The following is a 19,571-nucleotide window of genomic DNA, read 5'->3' on the forward strand; positions in this document are numbered from 1 at the left end:
CCAGAGTCAGTGGCGGTGTTGTCGGGTAACGCCGGCATCGAACTGGCTGGCGACTTGGCGCCAACCTGTGTCAGCCAACACCTGCTCACGCAGATCGCTGGGGGCCTCAGCCTGGGCGGCACGATTGAGCCAGACGCTGGCGTTGTCACCGTCGAGGCGCAGCAGAAAGGAGCCCGCCACCGCCTCGGCCGCGCTGCGACCGAAGTAGGCGACATGGGTATCGGTCTGCAGAAGCTGCCAGGCATGGCCACCACGATTGGCAGCGCTGGCATCGGCGATGAAGGGAGGGAAGCCCTCCTCTGCCAGGAACTGCGGTTCGGGCAGTGCCTGTGCCTCTTCCCAGTACAGATGAATCTCGTCGAGAGCCACCAGCAGATCAGTGTGAATGCCCTGCTCGGCAGCATTCAGGTCACGGCGGGCGTCGAACTGGTCGGCAGCTATCGCGACGCTTGGCTCGGACTCAGATCGCAACACCACCACCGCCCCCGCCAACAGCACGATAATCAGGGCAACCAGGAACACATGAAGCGTTTCATGCCCCGCGCCGGCGGGACGTATCACCTGAACGCTCATGGGGCTTGGATATCCGTGTGATCGATCTCGACTACATGGCCGGGGCCTGCGTCGAACAGCACGTAGAACTCACCCTCCGGGCGTTTGAAGCTCAAGCGTGAGTCACCGTCGAGCTTGCCTGCCACGAGAATCTCCTCGTCATATCCGATTACATCGAGGGTCACTCCGGGTGCGCCACTGCCATCGGAGAAACCGCCAATGCAGAGGATTTCCTCCTCGCCTTGGGGTTCGCACTCACAGATCGGGTTGTGAGCCATGGCCACAGAACACAGGGTGCTGGCGCCGACCAGCAGCGACAGTCGGTAAAGGTTGTTCATGGCTTGACTCCTTGTCGGTTGAGCCAGGTCAAGGTGGCAGGTGATGCCTGAGCGAGCGGGATGGACGCCTGATGCATAGAGCCGTCCCAGCCCTCCATGGTGATCCAGAGTTCGGCGTCGGCCTTGGTACGCGCTGGGATCGGTACGCTGGCGCCCATCCGATAGGGGCTACCGAAGAAGATCGCGCCGGCGGCACGCAGGCTGCGCGGCTTGCCGATACGCAGGTAGGTGGCCTTGACCTCGTCTAGGCAGGCCGCACACAACGCCGCGTTGAAACTCTTCATGTATCCGGCAGGCCCTTCCAGGCGCGGTGGTTCTTCGAAAAGCTCGGCCAGGCGCAGGCTCCAGGGGCCGACCTGCACCTCGCCCACCTCCCGCTCACCCAGGCCGCTATCGCCACGAAACAACGCGACCTGGTGGAAATACTTGGGCATGAAGGCCAGCGGGATGATCACCAGAAGGATGTTCAGATGAAATCGCCATTTGCGCCAGAAACGACCCAACGTGGTGGATGGCATGGCCGCGACCTTGCTCATGGCTGCCCCTCCATGACGTCATCGAGGAGAATCGGTGCTGGTTTGGGCTCACGCACCGCGCGGGGTCTGCGCTTTGCCAGGGCGGCGGTGGCTTGAACAGTGCGTTTGCTCCAGATCAGCAGGCCGCTGAGGACCATCATGCTCAGAAGCAAACCGAAGACGAACCACACCAGCTTGAGCCATAGCCCACCGAAGTCACCGGTATGCAGGGGGCGCATCGACTCGGTGACGAACTCCAGAGCGGAACGATCCGACAGCAGTCGGGCTTGATCGACATTGCCGTTATAGGGATTGACCGAAGCGCCCTGAAACATCAAGGGATACCAGCCGCGCCCCCAGACGGAAATATGACTGTATGCATTATCCGGCAAGCCAACGAAGCTGGCCTCCAAGCCTGGAATACTGGCGCTGGCTATCTCGATGGCCTTATCGATATCGATACGCAGCACACTGACGCCCGGCTCGGCCAGAGGGACCTCGTCGCGTGCCACCACTGGCGGTATGCCTTCGGTGGAGATGGAGATGTGGTTATCGAAAAGCAGCGCCTGGATCAGAAACCACACGCCGGTGACGGAGATGACGGCGATGAACCAGATCGACCAGATACCCGATAGTCGATGGAAATCCCCCCAGAAGATGCGCGCCCCCTGATTGAAGCGCAGGGTCGGCTTTAAGAAACCTCTCCAGAACTTCTTGTAAACCACCAGACCAGTGATCAGCGAAGCAAGCATTGGCAGGCCCATCAGGGATACCAGATACCAGCCCCAGCTGAAGCCATTTGTGAACGGCACCAGCCACCAACCATGCAGAGCACGGGTGAACTGACGGAAATCAAACTGCGGGCTGACGCCCTGGATGGCACCGGTGTAGGGATTCACGTAGAGCGTCGGCGAGGTGCCATCCGGGTAGCTGGCCCTTACAGTCAGTGCAAAATGATCCTCCTGTGGCCGACTGATCGACTGAACGATGGTTTCCGGTTCTACGCGATTGATCTCCTCCAGTATCCGAGCGAAGGAAAGACGCTCGGCATTGTCCGCAGGCTTGCTGGCACGAACATCCGGATTGGCCAGCCAAACGATTTCCTGGCTGATCGTCGCCAGAGTACCGGTCACGCATACGATCAGAAGAAAAAACCAGACCGGCATGGCTAACCAGCTATGGACGAGAAACCAGATTCTGGAACGGGACTTCTTGGACATCGGTAAACCAGGAGTAGATGCCATGCGATGGCAAAGGTGCATGAGGCGCAAATAGCGCGTTCTCCTGTGTAGACGAATGAGATGGGAAAAACCTACAGGTGCAGATGGAAGAAATTTTTATTCACTGCAAGGAGCGGAGCACACTTAGCAACACCACGATCCAGATCTGGTGACACATCGGGGCATCTACTCCTGGTTCAGCAAGCAGGACCTGAGAGCAGGCCAATGCCCTCATCACGGAAGGCAGCAGAGGAACTCTTAAGGTCGACGAGTCACCATTGCGGACAGTTTTCAAAAAGCTGGTTTGAGCTCTATAATCGCAACTAATTCTTATCTGCATTCAAGATAATGGGAGCTCTCAGGGTGTCCAGCGCTTTGCCGTCCTCATCGCTGCATGGTGATATTCAAAGGCTCTACGACAATCACCATGGCTGGCTGAAAGGCTGGTTACGTCGTCGCCTGGGTGATCGCGAACGAGCCGCCGACATTGCCCAGGACACCTTCCTGCGCCTTCTGCTGACACGGCGTATGCCAGAACATGGCGAAGGCCGCCGTTTTCTTGCACAGATCGCCCGCAACCTAGTCATCGACCAGTGGCGTCGGCAGCGCATCGAGCAAGCCTATCTGGACAGCCTGGCCGCCCTGCCCGAACCCGAAACCCCGTCGCTGGAAACCCGCGCGATGGTCATTGAAACCTTGCTGCAGATCGATGCCATGCTCGACAGCATGCCGAGAAAAGTGCGTGAGGCCTTCTTGCTGTCACAGTTCGAAGGCCTGACCTACCCACAGATCGCAGTGCGACTGGAGGTTAGCGTCAGCTCGGTGCAGAAGTACATGCTGCGTGCCATCGCCGCCTGCTACCAGGTGCTTTACGCAGAATGAACGCCACCAGCGAGGCGCCCATCGCCCCCGCCATCGTCGAGCAGGCTAGCCATTGGCTAATGCTGCAATGGGGTGGCGAGCTGGACGACGAACAGCAACGTCGCTTCAGCGAATGGTACGCCGCCGACCCCGAGCACGGTCGCGCCTGGCAGCGTCTGGAGCATCTGCAGAGCACCCTGACCGGCGTACCGAGCGACACCGCCCGTGCCGTGCTGCGTGAGCTGCCCGATGCGCGCCGACGGCAGACCCTCAAGCTACTCAGCGCACTTTTGCTCGTCAGCGGCAGTGGCTATTTCGCCCAGGCGCAGTTGCCCTGGCGCGAAGCCATGGCCGACCTACGCAGTAGCACCGGCGAACGCCTGCAACGCATTTTGGCCGATGGTAGCCGGCTGAGCCTGAACAGCGGCAGCGCGGTGGATATCCTGTTCAACGCCAGCGAGCGGCGTATCCGCCTGCTTGATGGTGAACTGCTGCTCGACAGCGGCCATGACCCGGCGCAGCGGCCGCTGATCGTCGAGACCTCATCCGGCGAGATCCAGGCCCTGGGCACGCGCTTCTCGGTATATCAGAGCAATGGTGGTAGCCAGGTAGAACTGTTCGAGGGCGAGTTGGAACTGCGTCCACGTCATGCTTCCCCGGTGCGTCTGCAAGCCGGGCAGAGTCGCTGGTTCTCGGCCACTGGGTTCGGCGAACTCGCCAGGGCCGATATCAACACCGTCGCCTGGCAGGACGGCTACCTGATTGCCGAGCGTATGCCATTGGGACAGTTCATCGCCGAGCTTTCCCGCCATCGCACCGGCGTACTGCGCTGCGACCCAGCCGTTACGAACTTGTTGCTCACCGGTGTATTTCCACTGGCAGACACCGACCGTGTGCTGACGGCTCTTCAGCAATCGTTGCCCGTGAAGGCACACAGCATGACGCGGTACTGGGTCACAGTCGGACCGGCCTAGAGCGATCGGCAAAGAAATTTGCACAGCCTTTGTCGGTTTTGCAGATTCGTTCGGGATACCTCTTGAATTCAACCAAGAAGCATTCTCAAGAGGATTATTCAGAATGCCGCATCTGCCCGTCTCTATCCGCTCCAGGCTCACTCTCGCCGTTCGCCATGCTCTGTTCGCCGGCCTGCTCACCGGCGGCCCGCTCTTGCTTGCTATGCCCCTTACCCACGCCACCGCCAGCGAACAGGTGCGCAACTACGTCATTCCTGCCGGCCCACTGGACCAAGCGCTGAACCTTTTTGCCAGCCAAGCCGGCATTCTGCTTTCCGCCGATGCACGACTCACCATAGGAAAACGCAGCCCTGGGCTCAATGGCGACTATGCCGTAGATGAGGGGTTAGCCAACTTGCTGGCCGGTACGGGGCTGCGGGCGCACAGCACAGGTGGTGACTATGTATTGGAAGTTGCAATGGACGGTGGTGATGCGTTGGAACTGCAGTCGACGACAGTGAGGGGAGTCCAGCTGACGGATACGACTGAGGGCACTGGCAGCTACACCACCGGCGAGACCAGTACCGCCACAAAACTCAATCTGAGTCTGCGCGAAACACCTCAATCTATCAGCGTGATGACCCGCCAACGTATCGAGGACGAGAACCTGACCAGCATCGAGACCTTGCTGGACCGGACACCCGGCATCTCGGTACAGAATATTGGCTCGGGTCGTTACGACATTTCGTCTCGTGGCTACAGCATCGACAATTTTCAGCTCGACGGCATTCCTACCGCCCTTGACGTCGTCTCGCAAAATACCCCTCAACTACAGGCGGACATGGTGATCTATGATCGGGTGGAAGTACTACGTGGCGCGACGGGTCTGCTAACAGGTGCAGGAGAACCTTCCGGCACCATCAACCTGATACGCAAGAAACCCACTCATGAGTTCAAGGGGCACGTGGCCGCTGGCGTTGGCAATTGGGATCGCTATCGCACTGAATTCGACTTATCGGGAGCACTGATCGAAACGGGCAACCTACGTGGCCGTTTCGTTGGCGCTTACGAAGAAGGTGGTACTCATATCGATCACTACGAGCAGAAGAAAACCGTGCTCTACGGTGTATTGGAAGCCGACCTGAGCGATCAGACACGTCTCACGCTGGGACTGGATTATCAGAACACCGATCCTCGAGGTACGTCTGGCTCAGGGTTGCCGCTGTTCTACAGCAATGGCGAGCAAACCAAATTCGCTCCATCGAAAAATGCTGCCGCTCGCTGGAGCAGGAACGAAACCGACGTTTACAACACCTTCATGACGCTAGAGCACAGACTCGCTGATGACTGGGCACTGACACTGTCGGCCAACCATATGTACGGTAAACGTGACTTCAGTGGCGCAGATGCTAGCTGGGGATTTCCGGACAAGGCGACAGGTGAAGGTGTGATGCTCTATGGGGGAGCAGGTCAAGCCAGGCAGAAACAGACTGGAGCCGACATCCAGATTCAAGGGGCATTCGAGATGCTTGGTCGCCGCCATGATTTAGTGGTGGGAGCCAATTGGAGCGAATACGAGAACCAGCATGAGCCCAATAACGACGACATCGAAGGGCGCTCGATCAATATCTATACTTGGGACAATCTGACTGCGACCACTTCCGCTGCGGAAAAACTCATGGATTACGATGGTTGGCAGAAGCAGTACGGCAGCTACGCAGCCCTGCGCCTGAAACCATTAGACGACGTAGCGGTGATTATTGGTGCGCGAGTCAGCAACTACAAATACCAGCTCTCGCAGATTTACTCGGTTCCGGCCTTTACCCAAAACAACAGCGTCACCAACATGCAAGAGTCCGGCGTAGTCACGCCCTATGCCGGCATCGTCTATGACATCAACGACACTCACTCGGTCTACGCCAGTTATACCAGCATCTTTAAGCCGCAAAGCGAACGCGACCGCACTGGAGCAACACTGGCTCCACGCGAGGGCGACAACTATGAAGTCGGCCTGAAGAGTGAGTTCTTCAGTGGGCGCCTGAACAGCGCCATTGCACTCTACCAAATCCGCCAAGACAACCTCGCCGAAGCCGAGCCCGGACAGACCGTCCCGGGGACATTCCCCCTACAAGCAGCCTATCGAGCAGTCAGCGGTGCCAAGACAGAAGGTATCGACATCGAGCTGGCCGGAGAGCTAGCAACCGGTTGGCAAGTGAGCGCAAGCTACAATTACAGCAGCACTGAAGATGCCCAAGGTGAACGCATCCGGACCACCTTCCCTCGTCAAATGGCTAAGGTTTGGAACACCTACCGACTCCCTGGAGAATGGAACAAACTCACAATTGGAGGAGGAATCAACTGGCAGGACCGCATCTACTACAACGCAACGACCTGGCAGTTGCCGGGTATAAACCTCGAAGGTGAACAAAAATCTTATGCCGTTGTGAATCTCATGGCGAGTTACGACTTCAGTGATCATCTGTCCACCACTCTGAACCTCAACAACCTGTTCGACAGGGAGTATCTGCAAGGATTGGACAGCACCTTCCACACCGGCATTTATGCGCCGACACGAAATCTCATGGTCAGCACGAAGTACAACTTCTAAAGCCGGCGATGAATGGATGGGAGGCCAAGTGCAGCACTCCCATCTACCTGGCAGATCGTTCCCAGTCTCCGCCACATACAGCGCTCCAACCCCCTTCCGACACATCTCCGCCCTACAGAACCCCAGCCACCTGCCACTAGGAAGCCTTTCACTATGGTGGTGAGCCATCTAGGACGAACGAGCAGCCCCATCATCCCTCTACGCTGCCCCCATTCCCTATTCGCCTTCCTTAGCCGTAGAATTGCGATAAATTCTTATTCGCAATTTGCAGGAGACAGGATGTTAACGCTGCTCCCCGAGACAGCCACGCACGCTCAGTTGGATGCCCTCTATCGCAACCACCACGGCTGGCTGAAAGGCTGGCTGCGCCAGCGCCTAAACAATTCCGCCGATGCAGCTGACCTGGCGCAGGACACCTTCGTCCGCGTGCTACTGGCACGTACCGCCGACAGTCTGCGCGAGCCGAGGCATTATCTGGCGACGGTTGCTCGGGGGCTGGTGATCGATCTCTATCGGCGCCGTTCACTAGAGCAAGCTTATTTGGAGGCGTTGGCGCTAAGACCAGAGCAATACGCGCCGTCGGCAGAAGAGAGAGTGTTGATTCTCGACAGCCTGCTGGCCATCGACCAAATGCTCGACGGCATGGGTGAGCGTACACGCGGCATCTTCCTCGCGGTTCAGCTTGATGGGCTGAGCTACGAGAAAGCCGCCGCGCGCATGGGCGTTTCCGTGACCACCGTGCGTAAACATCTGGCTAAGGCGTTGCTCCATTGCCTACTGCTGGAGGAGGCATGAAGGCGATTCTCGCAGAGGCAGTGGACTGGCACGTGCGGCTCAACAACAGTCAGGCTGATGCTTCCATCGAACATGAGTGGCAAGCCTGGCTACACGCCGACTCGCGTCACGTCGAAGCCTGGCAACGCTTGCAACAGTTGCAGCAGCGCCTGGCCGTAACCTCTCCACAGCTTGCCGTCGCCGCCTTGCAGGGCGCGCGCCAGGGGCGGCGCCAGGCGCTGAAGGTACTGGGCCTGTTGCTCGGTGTGGGCGTGGTCGGCTGGCAGGGTTATCGGGCCTCGCCGTTGAGCGCCGACTACGTCACACGGGTCGGTGAACGTCGGCGCGTGAGACTGGCAGATGGCAGTCGCCTTGAACTGAATACCGATACTCGGGTGGATGTCCGCTTCAATGTGGCTGAGCGCCTGATCCATCTGCAACAGGGGGAAATTCTCGTGCAGACCGAGCAGGACGCTCGACCGCTAAGGGTGCAGACCGGAGAGGGGCTCATTCGTGCGTTGGGTACACGTTTTGTAGTGCGTCAACTCGACCGCGCTACAGAAGTCTCGGTCGAGGAACACGCAGTGGAAGTTCAGCCACACCTGGCCGCTGCAACGATTACGCGTGTAGAGGCCGGACAGCGTTTGACCTTTAGCGCTTGGCAGACAGGGATCATACAGGCGGCGAGCAATGCTTCGGCCTGGACCCAAGGCATGTTGGTGGCAGTCGACTGGCGACTGGATCGCTTGCTGGGCGAGCTGTCGCGCTATCGCCACGGCTACCTGGGTTGCGCTCCTGAGGTAGCGGCTTTGCGCCTGTCCGGCGCCTTTCCATTAGATGACGACGAAGCCGTACTCGACAGCCTGCAGGATGCACTACCGATCACAGTCCGGCGCCGGACTCGCTACTGGGTGCGTATCGAGAAACGCGAGGCGTAATCCGTTACGCAGGGTCAACCTGGGATGCGACTGCACAGGCATGTCCATACAACCGAGGTCATTCGATCCTATCGGCACAAACTTGGAGAGGGACAAACTTTTTTCAAGCCTGAAGGTAACAGATTCTCATTGCCTGTTCGGCTCCTCTGCACGCGCGCCGCAGACGCCCGCTTTTGCCATTCGCACAGGAGCCATTCGATGTTCGCTAGCCCTACCCCACTCGCCCGAAACATTCGCCGGGCCGCGCTGATGCTGAGCCTGTCCGGCTCGCTGCTAACCACCGCCAGCGCCTGGGCGGCCCCGCTCAGCTACAGCATTCCTGCCGGCAGTCTGGCCGCCGCGCTGAGTCAGTTCGCGGCTGCCAGTGGCGTCACTCTCAGCTTCGGCAGCAGCGAAACCGCCAACCTCGAGAGCGCCGGCTTGCACGGGGAGTACGAGATCGAGGAAGGCTTTGCCCGGTTGCTGCAGGGCAGCGGCCTGATCGTGCAGAAGGCCGGGGACAAACGCTATGTGCTGGTCCGCGCCCAGCCGAACGAGGCGTTGGAACTGAGTGCGGCGACGGTCACTGGCAATCAGCTGGGTCCCAACACCGAGGGCACCGGGAGTTACACCACAGGCTCGGCCAGCACCGCTACCGGCCTCAACCTGTCGATGCGCGAAACGCCGCAGGCGGTCAGCGTGGTGACCCGCCAACAGATCGAAGATCAGAATCTCACCGATATCACCCAGGTGCTCGAGCAGACTCCAGGCGTGGTGGCCAACAGCATGGGGCCAGCAGGTAGCGACGCCAACCAGATCTACGTGCGTGGATTGACCTTGGACAACTTCCAAGTCGATGGCATCAATCGCACTAGCACCTACGGCTTCAACGACGATCTGGCCGACATGGTTATCTATGACCGTGTCGAAGTGGTGCGCGGCGCCACCGGCCTGATGACGGGCACCGGCGACCCCAGCGCGACAGTTAACCTGATCCGTAAGAAACCGACCTACGAGACGCGTCGCAAACTAACGCTGCAGGCAGGCAGCTGGGACAACTACCGCAGTGAACTGGATATGTCCGGCAAGCTCTCGGACAGCGGCCATGTGCGCGGCCGCGTGGTTGCAGCGAAGACCGACAGCAAAAGTCATATCGACCGCCAGGCGCTGGAAAAGCAGGTGGCCTACGGCGTTCTGGAGTGGGACATCAGCGATGCCACAATGCTCACAATCGGTGCCGAGTACCAGGATCTGGACAATGACGGTGCCGGCAACCACGGTTTCCCCATGTACAACAGCGACGGCAGCCATTTCAAACCGTCGCGCGCCTTCAACTCCGGCTCCGACTGGAGCTATCACAAACGCGAAACACGCACGCTGTTCACAACCCTGGAGCACACGCTGAACAATGGCTGGCAGCTCAAGTTCAACGCCGAGCACAGCCGCCGCAGCTATGACGATGCCTTTGCCACCGCGGCCAATGGCGCCGTCAACGCCGACGGCAGCGGCATCAGCACCTGGACCGGGCGCTGGGCTGGCGATCCACGACAAACCTCGTTCGACGTATCGGCCAGCGGCCCCTTCAGTCTGTTTTCCCGCGAGCACGAGTTGTACCTGGGCGCCAGCCATCACCGCTCCTACTACCGAAACGGCGGCTACCCGCTGTGGACCTTCCAGACCATCGACAACATCTTTACTTGGGATGGTTCGCTGCCAGAGCCGGACGCGATCCACAACAAGTCCACACAAGATGCGCTGGATGAAACCCAGTTGGGCCTGGTCGCTGCCACACGCTGGAGCCTTACCGACGATCTCTCGCTGATTACCGGAGCGCGTGTCATCGACTGGCAGCGCGACACCTCCTCGCACCTCCTGGCCACAGGAGCAGTAACCCGCTCCAGAGAGCAGGAGAACGGCATCGTCACCCCCTATGTCGGCCTGATCTATGACCTCGATGAGCACTGGTCGGCATACGCCAGCTACACCACCATCTTCAATCCGCAGAACCGGCAGCAGGCCGATGGCAGCTATCTTGAACCCAAGGAAGGCGAGAATTACGAACTAGGCGTCAAGGGGGAGTTCTGGGACAAGCGTCTGACCACGGCACTGAGCGTGTTCGAGGTACGCCAGGACAACCTTCCGATCGCCGACCCCAACAACCCCGGCTATTCGATCGCCGAGTCCGGTACCAAGACCCGTGGCTTCGAAGTGGAAATGGCCGGCGAACTGCTGCCGAACTGGCAGGTTTCGGCCAGCTACAGCTATGCGGTAATTCAGGATTCGGACAACGAGCGTCTCAACACAGAAGTGCCGCGAGACACACTCAAGCTGTTCACCACCTATCGTTTGCAGTCCATTCCGCAACTGAAGGTCGGTGGCGGCATGCGTTGGCAGGGTGCGGAATACTACAAGGAGTCCGGGCCGAACAACGAGACCTTCCACCAGGGTGACTACACCGTAGTCGACCTGATGGCGCAGTATGCCGTCACCCCTGAAACCAGCGTCTCGCTGAACCTCAACAACGCCCTCGACGAGCATTACTACAGCGCCATAGGCGCGCGCGGTTGGTACGGCACGCCGCGCAGCCTGACAGCAACCCTGGCGCACGCATTCTAAGAATCCTAGATATTTGCGGAGGCAGTTGCTCGCATACGCGCTGCCTTGGCACTCCTGCGCTGATAATCGGCCGGCTGTGGCCGCACTGTTATCCTCCAACACCTCGAGCTAATACCAAAACGACAGTAAAGCCGCGTTATCATGCCCGCGCCTGCGTTCGGCACGACGACAAGGAGCAGTAGATGAACGATTCGCGCCAGGCGGCTTTCGCCAGGGAATGCGACCTGATCATGAAGGGCGGCATCACCAGCGGTATCGTCTATCCGTTGGCCATTACCGAGATCGCCAAGGCATTTCGTCTGCGCAGCATCGGCGGCACCAGTGCCGGCGCCATTGCCGCCGCTGCCGCGGCAGCTGCCGAACTCGGCCGTCAGCGTTTCCAAAGCGGGCAATTGAGCAGCGACCCGGCCGGTTTCGCCGAAATCGAGCGTCTGCCCGAACATCTCTGCACACCCGCAGCAGATGGCCATGGCACCAAGCTGCTGGCCTTGTTCAAACCCATTCCCGCACTGCGAACGCTATTTGACACGTTCATCGCCACGCTCGAAGCCAAGGGCAAGGGTCCGCGCGCGTGCATATTGGCACCACTCAAGGTGATGCTGACGCGACACAAGCTCGCCGCCTTGCTCGGCGCACTCGTCGCCGGCGGGCCCTTATGGGGCAGCGCCATGTCCAGCGGCAGCTTGCTGGTTTGGCTCTGGGTGTTATCGTTCGCCGCCCTTGGCGGCGTGTTCGCGGCAGGCTTGCGCCTGCTGCTGCCGGCACTGCGAGAGTTGCCGAACAATGGTTTCGGCCTGTGCACCGGCCTGCCGAACGCCGATGACGAAGCCCCGGATGAAGCCCTGACCAACTGGCTGACTCACTATTTCGACCAGCTCAGCGGCCAGCAGGCGTTTTGCGCGCAGCACGCTGGGGCTATCGAATGCGAGCGGCCGCTGACCTTCGGTGACCTGCGTGCGCACGGTATCGATCTGCAGGTCATGACCACCTGCCTGAGCATGGCGCGCCCGTTTCGCCTGCCATTTCGCGACGACGATCAGGTGCGTGAGAACAGCCAGTTCCATTTTCGCGCGGAGGAGTTCGTTCGTCTGTTCCCCCGCCGCGTCGTGGCCTGGATGCGCGCACGCCAGCGCCCGGGCAACGATGAGCGCAACGACGGCTACCTGCGCATGCCCTTGCCGGACGACCTGCCGGTGATCGTCGCGGTGCGCATGAGCCTGAGCTTCCCGCTGCTGCTCAGCGCCGTGCCGCTGCACGCGGTGGACTACCGCAAGAGCGAGAAGAAGCTGGAGCGCTGCTGGTTCACCGATGGCGGTATCAGTTCCAACTTCCCCATCCACTTCTTCGACGCCGCCCTGCCCCGGCGCCCGACCTTCGGCCTGGACCTGGGGCCGACCGATGGCGCAGACGAACAGCGCGTGCGCTTTCCGCGCAACAACGGCGACGCACGCCTCGCCTACTGGCGACGTTTTCCGCAAAGTGGCCTGCCGGCGCTGCGCGGCTTTCTGGCTCAGCTCAGTAATGTGGCCAAGGATTGGAACCACGAAACCCTGTCGCTGATGCCTGGCTTTCGCGACCGCATCGGCCTGATTCAGCTGACCCGCGAGGAAGGTGGGCTCAACCTGACCATGCCGACCGAACGCATCGAGCGCCTGACACGTTACGGACGCGAAGCCGGTCAGCAGTTCGTACTCCGCTTCGGTGACCCGGCGCACTGGCAGCCCGGCGCAGCTGCATCGCCGATGAACTGGGAAAATCACCAGATCATCCGCTTGCGCCTGCAACTGGCCAGCGTCGCCGAACAACTGCAGAGCCTGGAACGTGCCTGCCGCGAGCTGCACGGTACCGAGCACGACTACCAACGCTTCTTCACCCCGCAAGCCAGGCGCTACAGCTACCCCTTCAGAGGCCTCAACGACCTCGCGCAGGACCCGGACAGCGGCCTGTACCGCACACAGGCCGGGCTGGCCAAGGCCATGCTCGATCAACTGCGGGCAATCGCCCAGATGGTCGAGCAACACCCCGACAGTCATCCGGCCAAGGATGCGCCCAAGCCCACACCCGAACTGAAATTGCGGCCACGCATTTAAGGCTGGCCGCCGGACCATCAGCTCCCCGGGTTGGCCTGGGCCTCTTCGAAGAAGTAGTCCTTCCACGACGCGGCCTTGTTCTTCAACACGCCGACTTCATACAACTTCTCGGCATAGATGAAGGTGCGCTGCGGCGATACGGTGAAGTCGTTTTCCGGGTCCTCGATGATCTTCTTCACGAAGTCCAGCGGCAGCTTGGAGTTCTCCACGCGAATGTAGATCTCGGCAGCCGCGGCCTTGTCCGCCTTGATGATCTGTTCGGCCTCCACCAGCGCGTCATAGAAGGCCTTGTAGGTCTTCGGGTTCTCGTCGTGGAACTTCTCGGTGGCGTAGAGCACGTTGAAGGTCGCCGGACCGCCGAGAATGTCGTAGCTGCTGATCAGCTTGTGCACCTTGGGGTTCTCCAGCGCCTGGTACTGGAACGGTGGACTGGAGAAGTGCGCGGTAATTTCCGAACCGCCCTTGATCAGCGCCGCTGTGGCATCGGGATGCGGCAAGCTGATGGAGATGGCATCGAAGCGTTGGAAATCGTCCTTGCCATAGCGTTTGGCCGCCTCGATCTGCAGGGTACGCGACTGAAACCCGACCCCGGCGGCCGGCACCGCGAGGCGATCCTTCTCGGTCAGATCGTCCAGCGTCTTCACGCCCTCACGGTTGCTCAGCACGTAGCCGGGCAACGAACCCAGCGCGGCTACGGCCTTGACGTTCTGCCGACCGTGGCTGCGATCCCACACGGTGAGCATTGGCGGTACACCGGCCGAAACCACATCGATGGCACCCGCCAGCAGCGCCTCGTTCATTGCAGTGGCGCCGGAAATTGTGCGCCACTCGACGTCGATCTTATCCAGTCCCAGGGCCTTGGCGTGCTTCTCAATCAGGTGCTGATCCTTGACCACGTGCAGCACCAGGTAACCGATGCCGAACTGCTGGGCAATGCTGATCTTACCTTCGGCCTGCGCGGCCAGCGGTAGTGTCAGCGCGCTGAGCAAGCCCAGTGCGGTGACGATGGAGGATTTCTTCATGGCTTCTCCTGTGTGCCCGGCCTTGGCTGGCCAGGCGGTTAAGTGTCGTGTTGTGCTTCGAATCCAAGGGCGGCTCGTGCTGCTCGCTGGCTGCAGAGATCACCTGTAGAAGCGGCTTCAGCCGCGAGCTTTTCATCTACCTATCGCGGCTTAAAACCGCATCTACGAATGGCACTGCAAAACCGCTGGTGGGCTAAAACGGATCGCCGCGCGGCCATCCCTACAGGCTCTGTTCTGTAGGGTGGGCTTCAGCCCACCAACTGGGCACCCCGCTGGTGGGCTCAGCGCTGCATCCCCCAGCGCTTGACGGTCACCCGCTCGACCGTAGCGAACACCAGATTCTCCACCAGCAGGCCGATCAGGATCACCGCCGCCAGGCCGGCGAAGACCTTGTCGGTGTACAGCTCGTTGCGGTTCTGGAAGATGTACCAACCCAGGCCGCCCTTGCCGCTGGAGGCGCCGAACACCAACTCGGCGGCGATCAGCGTGCGCCAGGCGAATGCCCAGCCGATCTTCAGCCCCGAGAGGATCGATGGCAGCGCCGCCGGGATCAGGATGAACAGCACGAAACGCAGGCCCCTGAGGCCGTAATTGCGCCCGGCCATGCGCTGGGTTTCGGAGACGCCGAGAAAGCCGGCGTAGGTATTGAGCGCCAGCGCCCAGAGCACCGAATGCACCAGCACGAAGATCAGGCTGTTCTCGCCCAGGCCGAACCACAGCAGCGACAGCGGCAGCAGCGCAATGGCCGGCAGCGGGTTGAACATCGAGGTCAGGGTCGACAGCAGGTCGCGGCCCAGTTGGGTCGACACCGCCAGGGTGGTGAGCAGGAAGGCCAGGCCGATGCCGAGCAGGTACCCCTTGACCAGTACCGACAGCGAGATCGCCACCTTCTCCAGCAGCTCGCCACTGCCGATGCCTTCGATGAACGCCTTGGCCGTCTGCAGGAAGCTGGGCAACAGCAGGTCGTTACCCTGATAACGTGCCGCCATCTCCCAGATCAGTGCCAGCACCAGCAGGATCAGCGTCTTGCGCAACCAGCCCTGTTGCCACAGGCGCTGCAGTAGCGGCAGCTCACGCTCCAGCTTGAGATCCGGCAGCGGCTGCAGGGCAATTTCGTAATCGTCACGGCGTGCGGGGGAAAGACTCATGGTGCACGCTCCTCAGTAGGCGATGCGAATGTCATGGAAACCCAGCTCGGCGGCGGCGCGAGCGCCCTCCTCGCTGTCCTCGTCGAACAACAGGCGATGGATGCGTTGTGCGGTCTGCTGGAAAGCCGTGCCGCCCAGGCTGTGCAGGTCGAACTGATGGCTGCCCACCTCGGCCCGCACCCGCCCCGGATGTGGCGACAGCAGCAGAATGCGGTTGCCGACGATCAGCGCCTCCTCGATGGAATGGGTGACGAACAGCAGGGTGAAGCGCACTTCCTCCCACAGCTCCAGCAGCTCCTCCTGCATCTTGCGGCGGGTCAGTGCGTCGAGCGCGGCGAAGGGCTCGTCCATCAACATAATCTTCGGCTGCATGGCCAGCGCACGGGCAATCGCCACACGCGCCTTCATGCCGCCGGACAAGGTGTGCGGATAGGCGTCGGCAAAAGCCGCCAGGCCGACCTTTTCCAGGTAGTGCAGCGCACGCTCCTCGGCCTCGCGGCTCCCCAGAGTGCGCGAAGCCAACAGCGGGAACATGACGTTCTGCTTCACCGTCTTCCATGGCGGCAGCTGATCGAACTCCTGGAACACTACGATGCGATCCGGGCCGGGTTCGCGTACCTCGGCGCCCTCCAGGCGAATACTGCCGGCGATCGGTTCGATAAAACCGGCGACGGCCTTGAGCAGCGTGGATTTGCCACATCCCGAAGGGCCGAGCAGCACGAAACGATCAGCGCGATCCACCTTAAAGCTCACTTCGTGGGTGGCGCGCACGACGCGCTGCGGGGTGCGGTATTCGAGGCTGACCTTCTCCACCTGCAGAACGGTGTCGAAGACGCCGAGATTGACAGTGCTGGCCGCGTGGCCTTGCAGAGCGGCATTCATGAGATCAACTCCCTTGGCCTATGGCGGCGTCTTCGAAGAAATAGTCCTGCCAGGAGGCCGGCTGGTTCTTGATCGCACCGACGCGATGGAGAAACTCGGCCAGCGGGTAGGTATTGGTTGGCGTGACACTGAACTGGAAGCGCTCGTTGTCGATGATCTTCAGCAGTGCTTCTCGGCTGATCTTGGCGCCGGTCACGCGGATATAGGTGTCGGCAGCCGCGCCCTTGTCGTTCTGGGCGAAGTCGGCAGCCTCGGCCAGTGCAGCGACGAAAGCCTTATAGGTCTTGGGGTTGTCGTTGCGGAACTGCTCGGTGGCATAGAGCACGGTCGGCGAGTTCGGGCCGAGCAGCTCGTAGGTATCGAGTACCACGTGTACCCTGGGGTTCTCCAGCGCCTGGTTCTGGAACGGCGGGTTGGAGAAGTGCCCGCTCAGCTCGGTGCCGCCGGACAACAGAGTCGCGGTGGCATCCGGGTGCGGCAGCGCCACGGTGTACTTGTCCAGACGGTCGAACGCCTTGTCGCCCCACTGCTTGGCGGCCGCGTACTGAAGGAAGCGCGACTGCACCGATACGCCCACCGCCGGCACGGCGATGCGATCCTTATCGCTGAAGTCGGCGATGCTCTTGACCTTGGGGTCGTTGCTCAGCAGGTAGTAAGGGAAGTTGCCCAGCGAGGCCACACCCTTGACGTTCTGCCTGCCCTGAGTGCGATCCCAGACGGTGAGCAGCGGACCGATACCAGCACCGGCGATATCGATGGCGCCGGACAGCAGCGCATCGTTCACCGCCGACCCTCCGGAGAGCTGCTGCCAGTCGACCTTGATATCCAGACCGTCGGCCTGGCCATGTTTCTCGATCAACTGCTGATCACGTACCACGTTGAGCAGCAGGTAGACGATGCCGAACTGTTCGGCGATGCGAATCTGCCCCTCTGCCTGAGCCGCCTGAGGTGCCAGCGAGCCCACCAGTAGCCCAAGGGAAAGACCGATGGCGCCGGCCAGCTGGCCAAAACGCGGCACGAAGGGAAAGTGTTTGCCTAGAGACATGGTATGACTCCACTCGGGTTGAAACAGGAAAAGGGGAATGAGCGCGTTGCGGCCGGTCAGAACGGCACGTCGCCCTGGATGGTCGTGCGGTGCATGCGTCGGCGCAGGTGGCTCGGGCAGCCGGTTGCCAGGTGGATCAATGCGCGGTTATCCCAGAACACCATGTCGTGCGACTGCCACTGATGGCGGTAGATGAACTCGGGTTTGGCACTGTGGGCGTAGAGCTCGGCGAGAATCTGTCGGCTCTCGTCCTCGGGAATATCGAGGATGTGGGTGGTGAAGTTCTCGTTGACGAACAGACCCTTGCGCCCGGTTTCCGGGTGGGTACGCACCACCGGATGCACCACGGCCTTGACCTCGGCCAGTTGCGCCTCGGTCAGCGTGGGGCGACGGATGCCGGCGAATACCTCATCGGCATAGCGGGCCGTGTAGGAATGCGCGGCACGCTTGCCCTCGATGGCCTGGCGCAGCTCGGCCGGCAGGGTTTCATAAGCCAGTTGCTGGCTGGCGAACAACGTATCGCCGCCCTCCTCCGGCAGCTCCTGCGCCAGCAGCATGGAGCCCAGGCTGGGGAACTCCTTGTAGGACAAATCCGAATGCCAGAACTTGCCGGCATCGCCCAGGCCGATGGGCTGACCGTTCTCGACGATGTTGGAGATGATGAAGATCTCCGGGTGATCGGCAAGCAGGAACTGCTTGAGGACGTGAATCTGCAACGGTCCAAAGCGGCCGCTGAAGGCGATCTGCTGCTCGGGGGTGATGCGCTGCTCACGGAACACCAGCAGCGCATGATCGAGATGGGCCCGATGGAGGCGGGCAAAGTCTTCATCACTGAGCGGTCGGGTCAGATCCAGACCGATGATCTCGGCACCCAACGGCGCGTCGAAAGGACGAACTTCGAATGACTGCGTCGACGTCGAAGGGATGGAACGAGCTGCTGCCGACATAGAAAACTCCATGCAAGGGCGCCAATCGGCGCTTCACTTTGACCGGCCGAAGATTCGACCATGTGTTCAGTGCGGCGCGCCGATTGGTCGGCAGGTACGCATGGATGGACTTTATAGGTATAAGAAAATTTATTTAAATACCTTTTAGCCATATAGATATGACCTGTCATCGACTTGCTCAACCAGCTTTGAAGCACTGCACCTGCTTGCCGGTTATTCGCGTAGCTCAGCGGTATGCACAGCACACCCTACGGTCGTGAGGTGTGCTACATGGCGTAAGATGGCCCGAACGCGCAGCCCTGGGCTCTGTACGAAAATTGCCTGCGCTCGGTGATGCTTCGTTAAAAGAGGGCTGAAACTCCAGCCCGGTCGAGTGCTCATTTACAGCTCGTAAACTCGAGTGCGAGCCCAGTCCGTTCCTCACCCGTTTTAGCGGCGCTGCTATCGGTATCGCCTGACCTTCGCTCGCCGACTTTTCGTACAAACCCTAGAGCCAGCGCCTTACCGTACGGCAGTACTGCTCGAATTCGTTGCCGAAGAGATTGGCCAGGGCACGTTCCTCCGGGCGGATCTGGAACCGGTTCATGAACAGCACGAAACCGAGGACGCCCAACACTGAAACCGGTGATGCAAGCAGGACCGACCAGGCCAGCAACACAGTCGCGAAGCCCAGGTACATAGGGTTGCGCGTGTAACGGTAGATGCCCGAACAGACCAGTGCCGAGGCCGTCTCCGGCTGTAGCGGGTTGACCGTAGTGCTAGCGTTGCGGAAGGAGGCCACACCCGCCAGGCAGATTGAGGCGCCTGCCAGCAATACCGCCAGCGCAAGGCCGACGCGCCACTCAATGGGTAGCGCCAGTGCTCCTGACAGGTAATAGGCCGCCAACCACATAAGCACGCCGAACACCGCTGCGACCACTACAGGGGGTATGCGATTTTCCAGTACTTCCATGATGTCATGTCCTTGTTTGGCTACTTCGTTGCCCGTGCAACTTGCGCTTGCACGCAGGATGAAGGTTGTAGCGGCTACAAGGTCAAGCTCTACGTAGCAACCGCCTCCCAAGCGATAACCCTGTTCGAAAG

The 19,571-nt window shown here is 60.5% G+C and carries 17 protein-coding genes; 7 read left to right on the forward strand and 10 right to left on the reverse strand.

Annotated features, from left to right (window positions below; translation table 11 throughout):
* Positions 1 to 6: 6 nt before the first annotated feature.
* The 4 genes from EL191_RS13350 to EL191_RS13365 are packed head-to-tail and all read right to left on the reverse strand — an operon-like array spanning position 7 to position 2,625.
* Positions 7 to 573, reverse strand: a complete 567-nt coding sequence (locus EL191_RS13350; RefSeq protein WP_041978836.1) for a DUF6162 family protein — start codon at positions 571 to 573, stop codon at positions 7 to 9.
* Positions 570 to 890 (reverse strand): hypothetical protein, encoded by a 321-nt coding sequence (locus tag EL191_RS13355; RefSeq protein WP_017362946.1) that lies wholly within the window; start codon positions 888 to 890, stop codon positions 570 to 572. Before EL191_RS13355 ends, EL191_RS13350 begins: the two co-directional genes overlap by 4 nt.
* Positions 887 to 1,426, reverse strand: a complete 540-nt coding sequence (locus tag EL191_RS13360; protein WP_017362945.1) for a hypothetical protein — start codon at positions 1,424 to 1,426, stop codon at positions 887 to 889. Before EL191_RS13360 ends, EL191_RS13355 begins: the two co-directional genes overlap by 4 nt.
* Complete coding sequence (locus EL191_RS13365) at positions 1,423 to 2,625, reverse strand: PepSY-associated TM helix domain-containing protein (RefSeq protein WP_026042129.1); 1,203 nt, start codon at positions 2,623 to 2,625, stop codon at positions 1,423 to 1,425. Before EL191_RS13365 ends, EL191_RS13360 begins: the two co-directional genes overlap by 4 nt.
* Positions 2,626 to 2,988: 363 nt before the next feature.
* On the opposite strand from EL191_RS13365, the gene EL191_RS13370 reads away from it, so the two are divergent.
* The 7 genes from EL191_RS13370 to EL191_RS13400 all read left to right on the forward strand — a co-directional run bounded on the left by EL191_RS13370 (position 2,989) and on the right by EL191_RS13400 (position 13,444).
* Positions 2,989 to 3,507, forward strand: a complete 519-nt coding sequence (locus tag EL191_RS13370) for a sigma-70 family RNA polymerase sigma factor (RefSeq protein ID WP_017362943.1) — start codon at positions 2,989 to 2,991, stop codon at positions 3,505 to 3,507.
* A complete protein-coding gene (locus tag EL191_RS13375; protein WP_041978833.1) occupies positions 3,504 to 4,460 on the forward strand; it encodes a FecR domain-containing protein in 957 nt (318 codons plus the stop codon). Before EL191_RS13370 ends, EL191_RS13375 begins: the two co-directional genes overlap by 4 nt.
* Positions 4,461 to 4,563: 103 nt before the next feature.
* The gene (locus tag EL191_RS13380; RefSeq protein ID WP_041978831.1) at positions 4,564 to 7,047 is read left to right on the forward strand and encodes a TonB-dependent siderophore receptor; all 2,484 of its coding nucleotides are present in this window, start codon (positions 4,564 to 4,566) and stop codon (positions 7,045 to 7,047) included.
* Positions 7,048 to 7,326: 279 nt separating this feature from the next.
* The gene (locus EL191_RS13385; RefSeq protein ID WP_013715837.1) at positions 7,327 to 7,842 is read left to right on the forward strand and encodes a sigma-70 family RNA polymerase sigma factor; all 516 of its coding nucleotides are present in this window, start codon (positions 7,327 to 7,329) and stop codon (positions 7,840 to 7,842) included.
* Positions 7,839 to 8,759 carry a FecR domain-containing protein gene (locus tag EL191_RS13390; protein WP_041978827.1) on the forward strand — a complete coding sequence of 307 codons (921 nt, stop codon included), beginning with the start codon at positions 7,839 to 7,841 and terminating at the stop codon, positions 8,757 to 8,759. Before EL191_RS13385 ends, EL191_RS13390 begins: the two co-directional genes overlap by 4 nt.
* Before the next feature lie 198 nt (positions 8,760 to 8,957).
* Entirely contained in the window at positions 8,958 to 11,354 is a 2,397-nt protein-coding gene (locus tag EL191_RS13395) for a TonB-dependent siderophore receptor (RefSeq protein WP_041978825.1), read from the forward strand.
* Between the two features lie 182 nt (positions 11,355 to 11,536).
* Positions 11,537 to 13,444, forward strand: coding sequence for a patatin-like phospholipase family protein (locus EL191_RS13400; RefSeq protein WP_041978823.1), 1,908 nt, complete (start codon positions 11,537 to 11,539; stop codon positions 13,442 to 13,444).
* A gap of 17 nt (positions 13,445 to 13,461) precedes the next feature.
* On the opposite strand, the gene EL191_RS13405 is transcribed toward EL191_RS13400, so the two are convergent.
* From EL191_RS13405 to EL191_RS13430, 6 genes are all read right to left on the reverse strand, one after another.
* Entirely contained in the window at positions 13,462 to 14,466 is a 1,005-nt protein-coding gene (locus EL191_RS13405; protein ID WP_041978821.1) for an ABC transporter substrate-binding protein, read from the reverse strand.
* Positions 14,467 to 14,747: 281 nt separating this feature from the next.
* Positions 14,748 to 15,614 (reverse strand): ABC transporter permease, encoded by an 867-nt coding sequence (locus EL191_RS13410; protein WP_041978818.1) that lies wholly within the window; start codon positions 15,612 to 15,614, stop codon positions 14,748 to 14,750.
* A gap of 12 nt (positions 15,615 to 15,626) precedes the next feature.
* Complete coding sequence (locus tag EL191_RS13415; protein ID WP_041978816.1) at positions 15,627 to 16,496, reverse strand: ABC transporter ATP-binding protein; 870 nt, start codon at positions 16,494 to 16,496, stop codon at positions 15,627 to 15,629.
* Between the two features lie 4 nt (positions 16,497 to 16,500).
* Positions 16,501 to 17,541 (reverse strand): ABC transporter substrate-binding protein, encoded by a 1,041-nt coding sequence (locus tag EL191_RS13420; RefSeq protein ID WP_041978814.1) that lies wholly within the window; start codon positions 17,539 to 17,541, stop codon positions 16,501 to 16,503.
* A gap of 56 nt (positions 17,542 to 17,597) precedes the next feature.
* On the reverse strand, positions 17,598 to 18,488 hold the full coding sequence (locus EL191_RS13425) for a TauD/TfdA dioxygenase family protein (protein WP_041978812.1): 891 nt from the start codon (positions 18,486 to 18,488) through the stop codon (positions 17,598 to 17,600).
* A 487-nt stretch (positions 18,489 to 18,975) separates the two neighbouring features.
* Positions 18,976 to 19,440 carry a methyltransferase family protein gene (locus EL191_RS13430; protein WP_041978809.1) on the reverse strand — a complete coding sequence of 155 codons (465 nt, stop codon included), beginning with the start codon at positions 19,438 to 19,440 and terminating at the stop codon, positions 18,976 to 18,978.
* Between the last annotated feature and the right edge of the window lie 131 nt (positions 19,441 to 19,571).

Source organism: Pseudomonas mendocina (assembly GCF_900636545.1).
Lineage (GTDB): Bacteria > Pseudomonadota > Gammaproteobacteria > Pseudomonadales > Pseudomonadaceae > Aquipseudomonas > Aquipseudomonas mendocina.

Coding starts and splice junctions, on each gene's coding strand:
- EL191_RS13365 (WP_026042129.1), bottom strand. CDS start 2,625: ATGTCCAAGAAGTCCCGTTCCAGAATCTGGTTTCTCGTCCATAGCTGG.
- EL191_RS13355 (WP_017362946.1), bottom strand. CDS start 890: ATGAACAACCTTTACCGACTGTCGCTGCTGGTCGGCGCCAGCACCCTG.
- EL191_RS13350 (WP_041978836.1), bottom strand. CDS start 573: ATGAGCGTTCAGGTGATACGTCCCGCCGGCGCGGGGCATGAAACGCTT.
- EL191_RS13410 (WP_041978818.1), bottom strand. CDS start 15,614: ATGAGTCTTTCCCCCGCACGCCGTGACGATTACGAAATTGCCCTGCAG.
- EL191_RS13385 (WP_013715837.1), top strand. CDS start 7,327: ATGTTAACGCTGCTCCCCGAGACAGCCACGCACGCTCAGTTGGATGCC.
- EL191_RS13360 (WP_017362945.1), bottom strand. CDS start 1,426: ATGAGCAAGGTCGCGGCCATGCCATCCACCACGTTGGGTCGTTTCTGG.
- EL191_RS13425 (WP_041978812.1), bottom strand. CDS start 18,488: ATGTCGGCAGCAGCTCGTTCCATCCCTTCGACGTCGACGCAGTCATTC.
- EL191_RS13405 (WP_041978821.1), bottom strand. CDS start 14,466: ATGAAGAAATCCTCCATCGTCACCGCACTGGGCTTGCTCAGCGCGCTG.
- EL191_RS13390 (WP_041978827.1), top strand. CDS start 7,839: ATGAAGGCGATTCTCGCAGAGGCAGTGGACTGGCACGTGCGGCTCAAC.
- EL191_RS13420 (WP_041978814.1), bottom strand. CDS start 17,541: ATGTCTCTAGGCAAACACTTTCCCTTCGTGCCGCGTTTTGGCCAGCTG.
- EL191_RS13415 (WP_041978816.1), bottom strand. CDS start 16,496: ATGAATGCCGCTCTGCAAGGCCACGCGGCCAGCACTGTCAATCTCGGC.
- EL191_RS13400 (WP_041978823.1), top strand. CDS start 11,537: ATGAACGATTCGCGCCAGGCGGCTTTCGCCAGGGAATGCGACCTGATC.
- EL191_RS13395 (WP_041978825.1), top strand. CDS start 8,958: ATGTTCGCTAGCCCTACCCCACTCGCCCGAAACATTCGCCGGGCCGCG.
- EL191_RS13380 (WP_041978831.1), top strand. CDS start 4,564: ATGCCGCATCTGCCCGTCTCTATCCGCTCCAGGCTCACTCTCGCCGTT.
- EL191_RS13430 (WP_041978809.1), bottom strand. CDS start 19,440: ATGGAAGTACTGGAAAATCGCATACCCCCTGTAGTGGTCGCAGCGGTG.
- EL191_RS13375 (WP_041978833.1), top strand. CDS start 3,504: ATGAACGCCACCAGCGAGGCGCCCATCGCCCCCGCCATCGTCGAGCAG.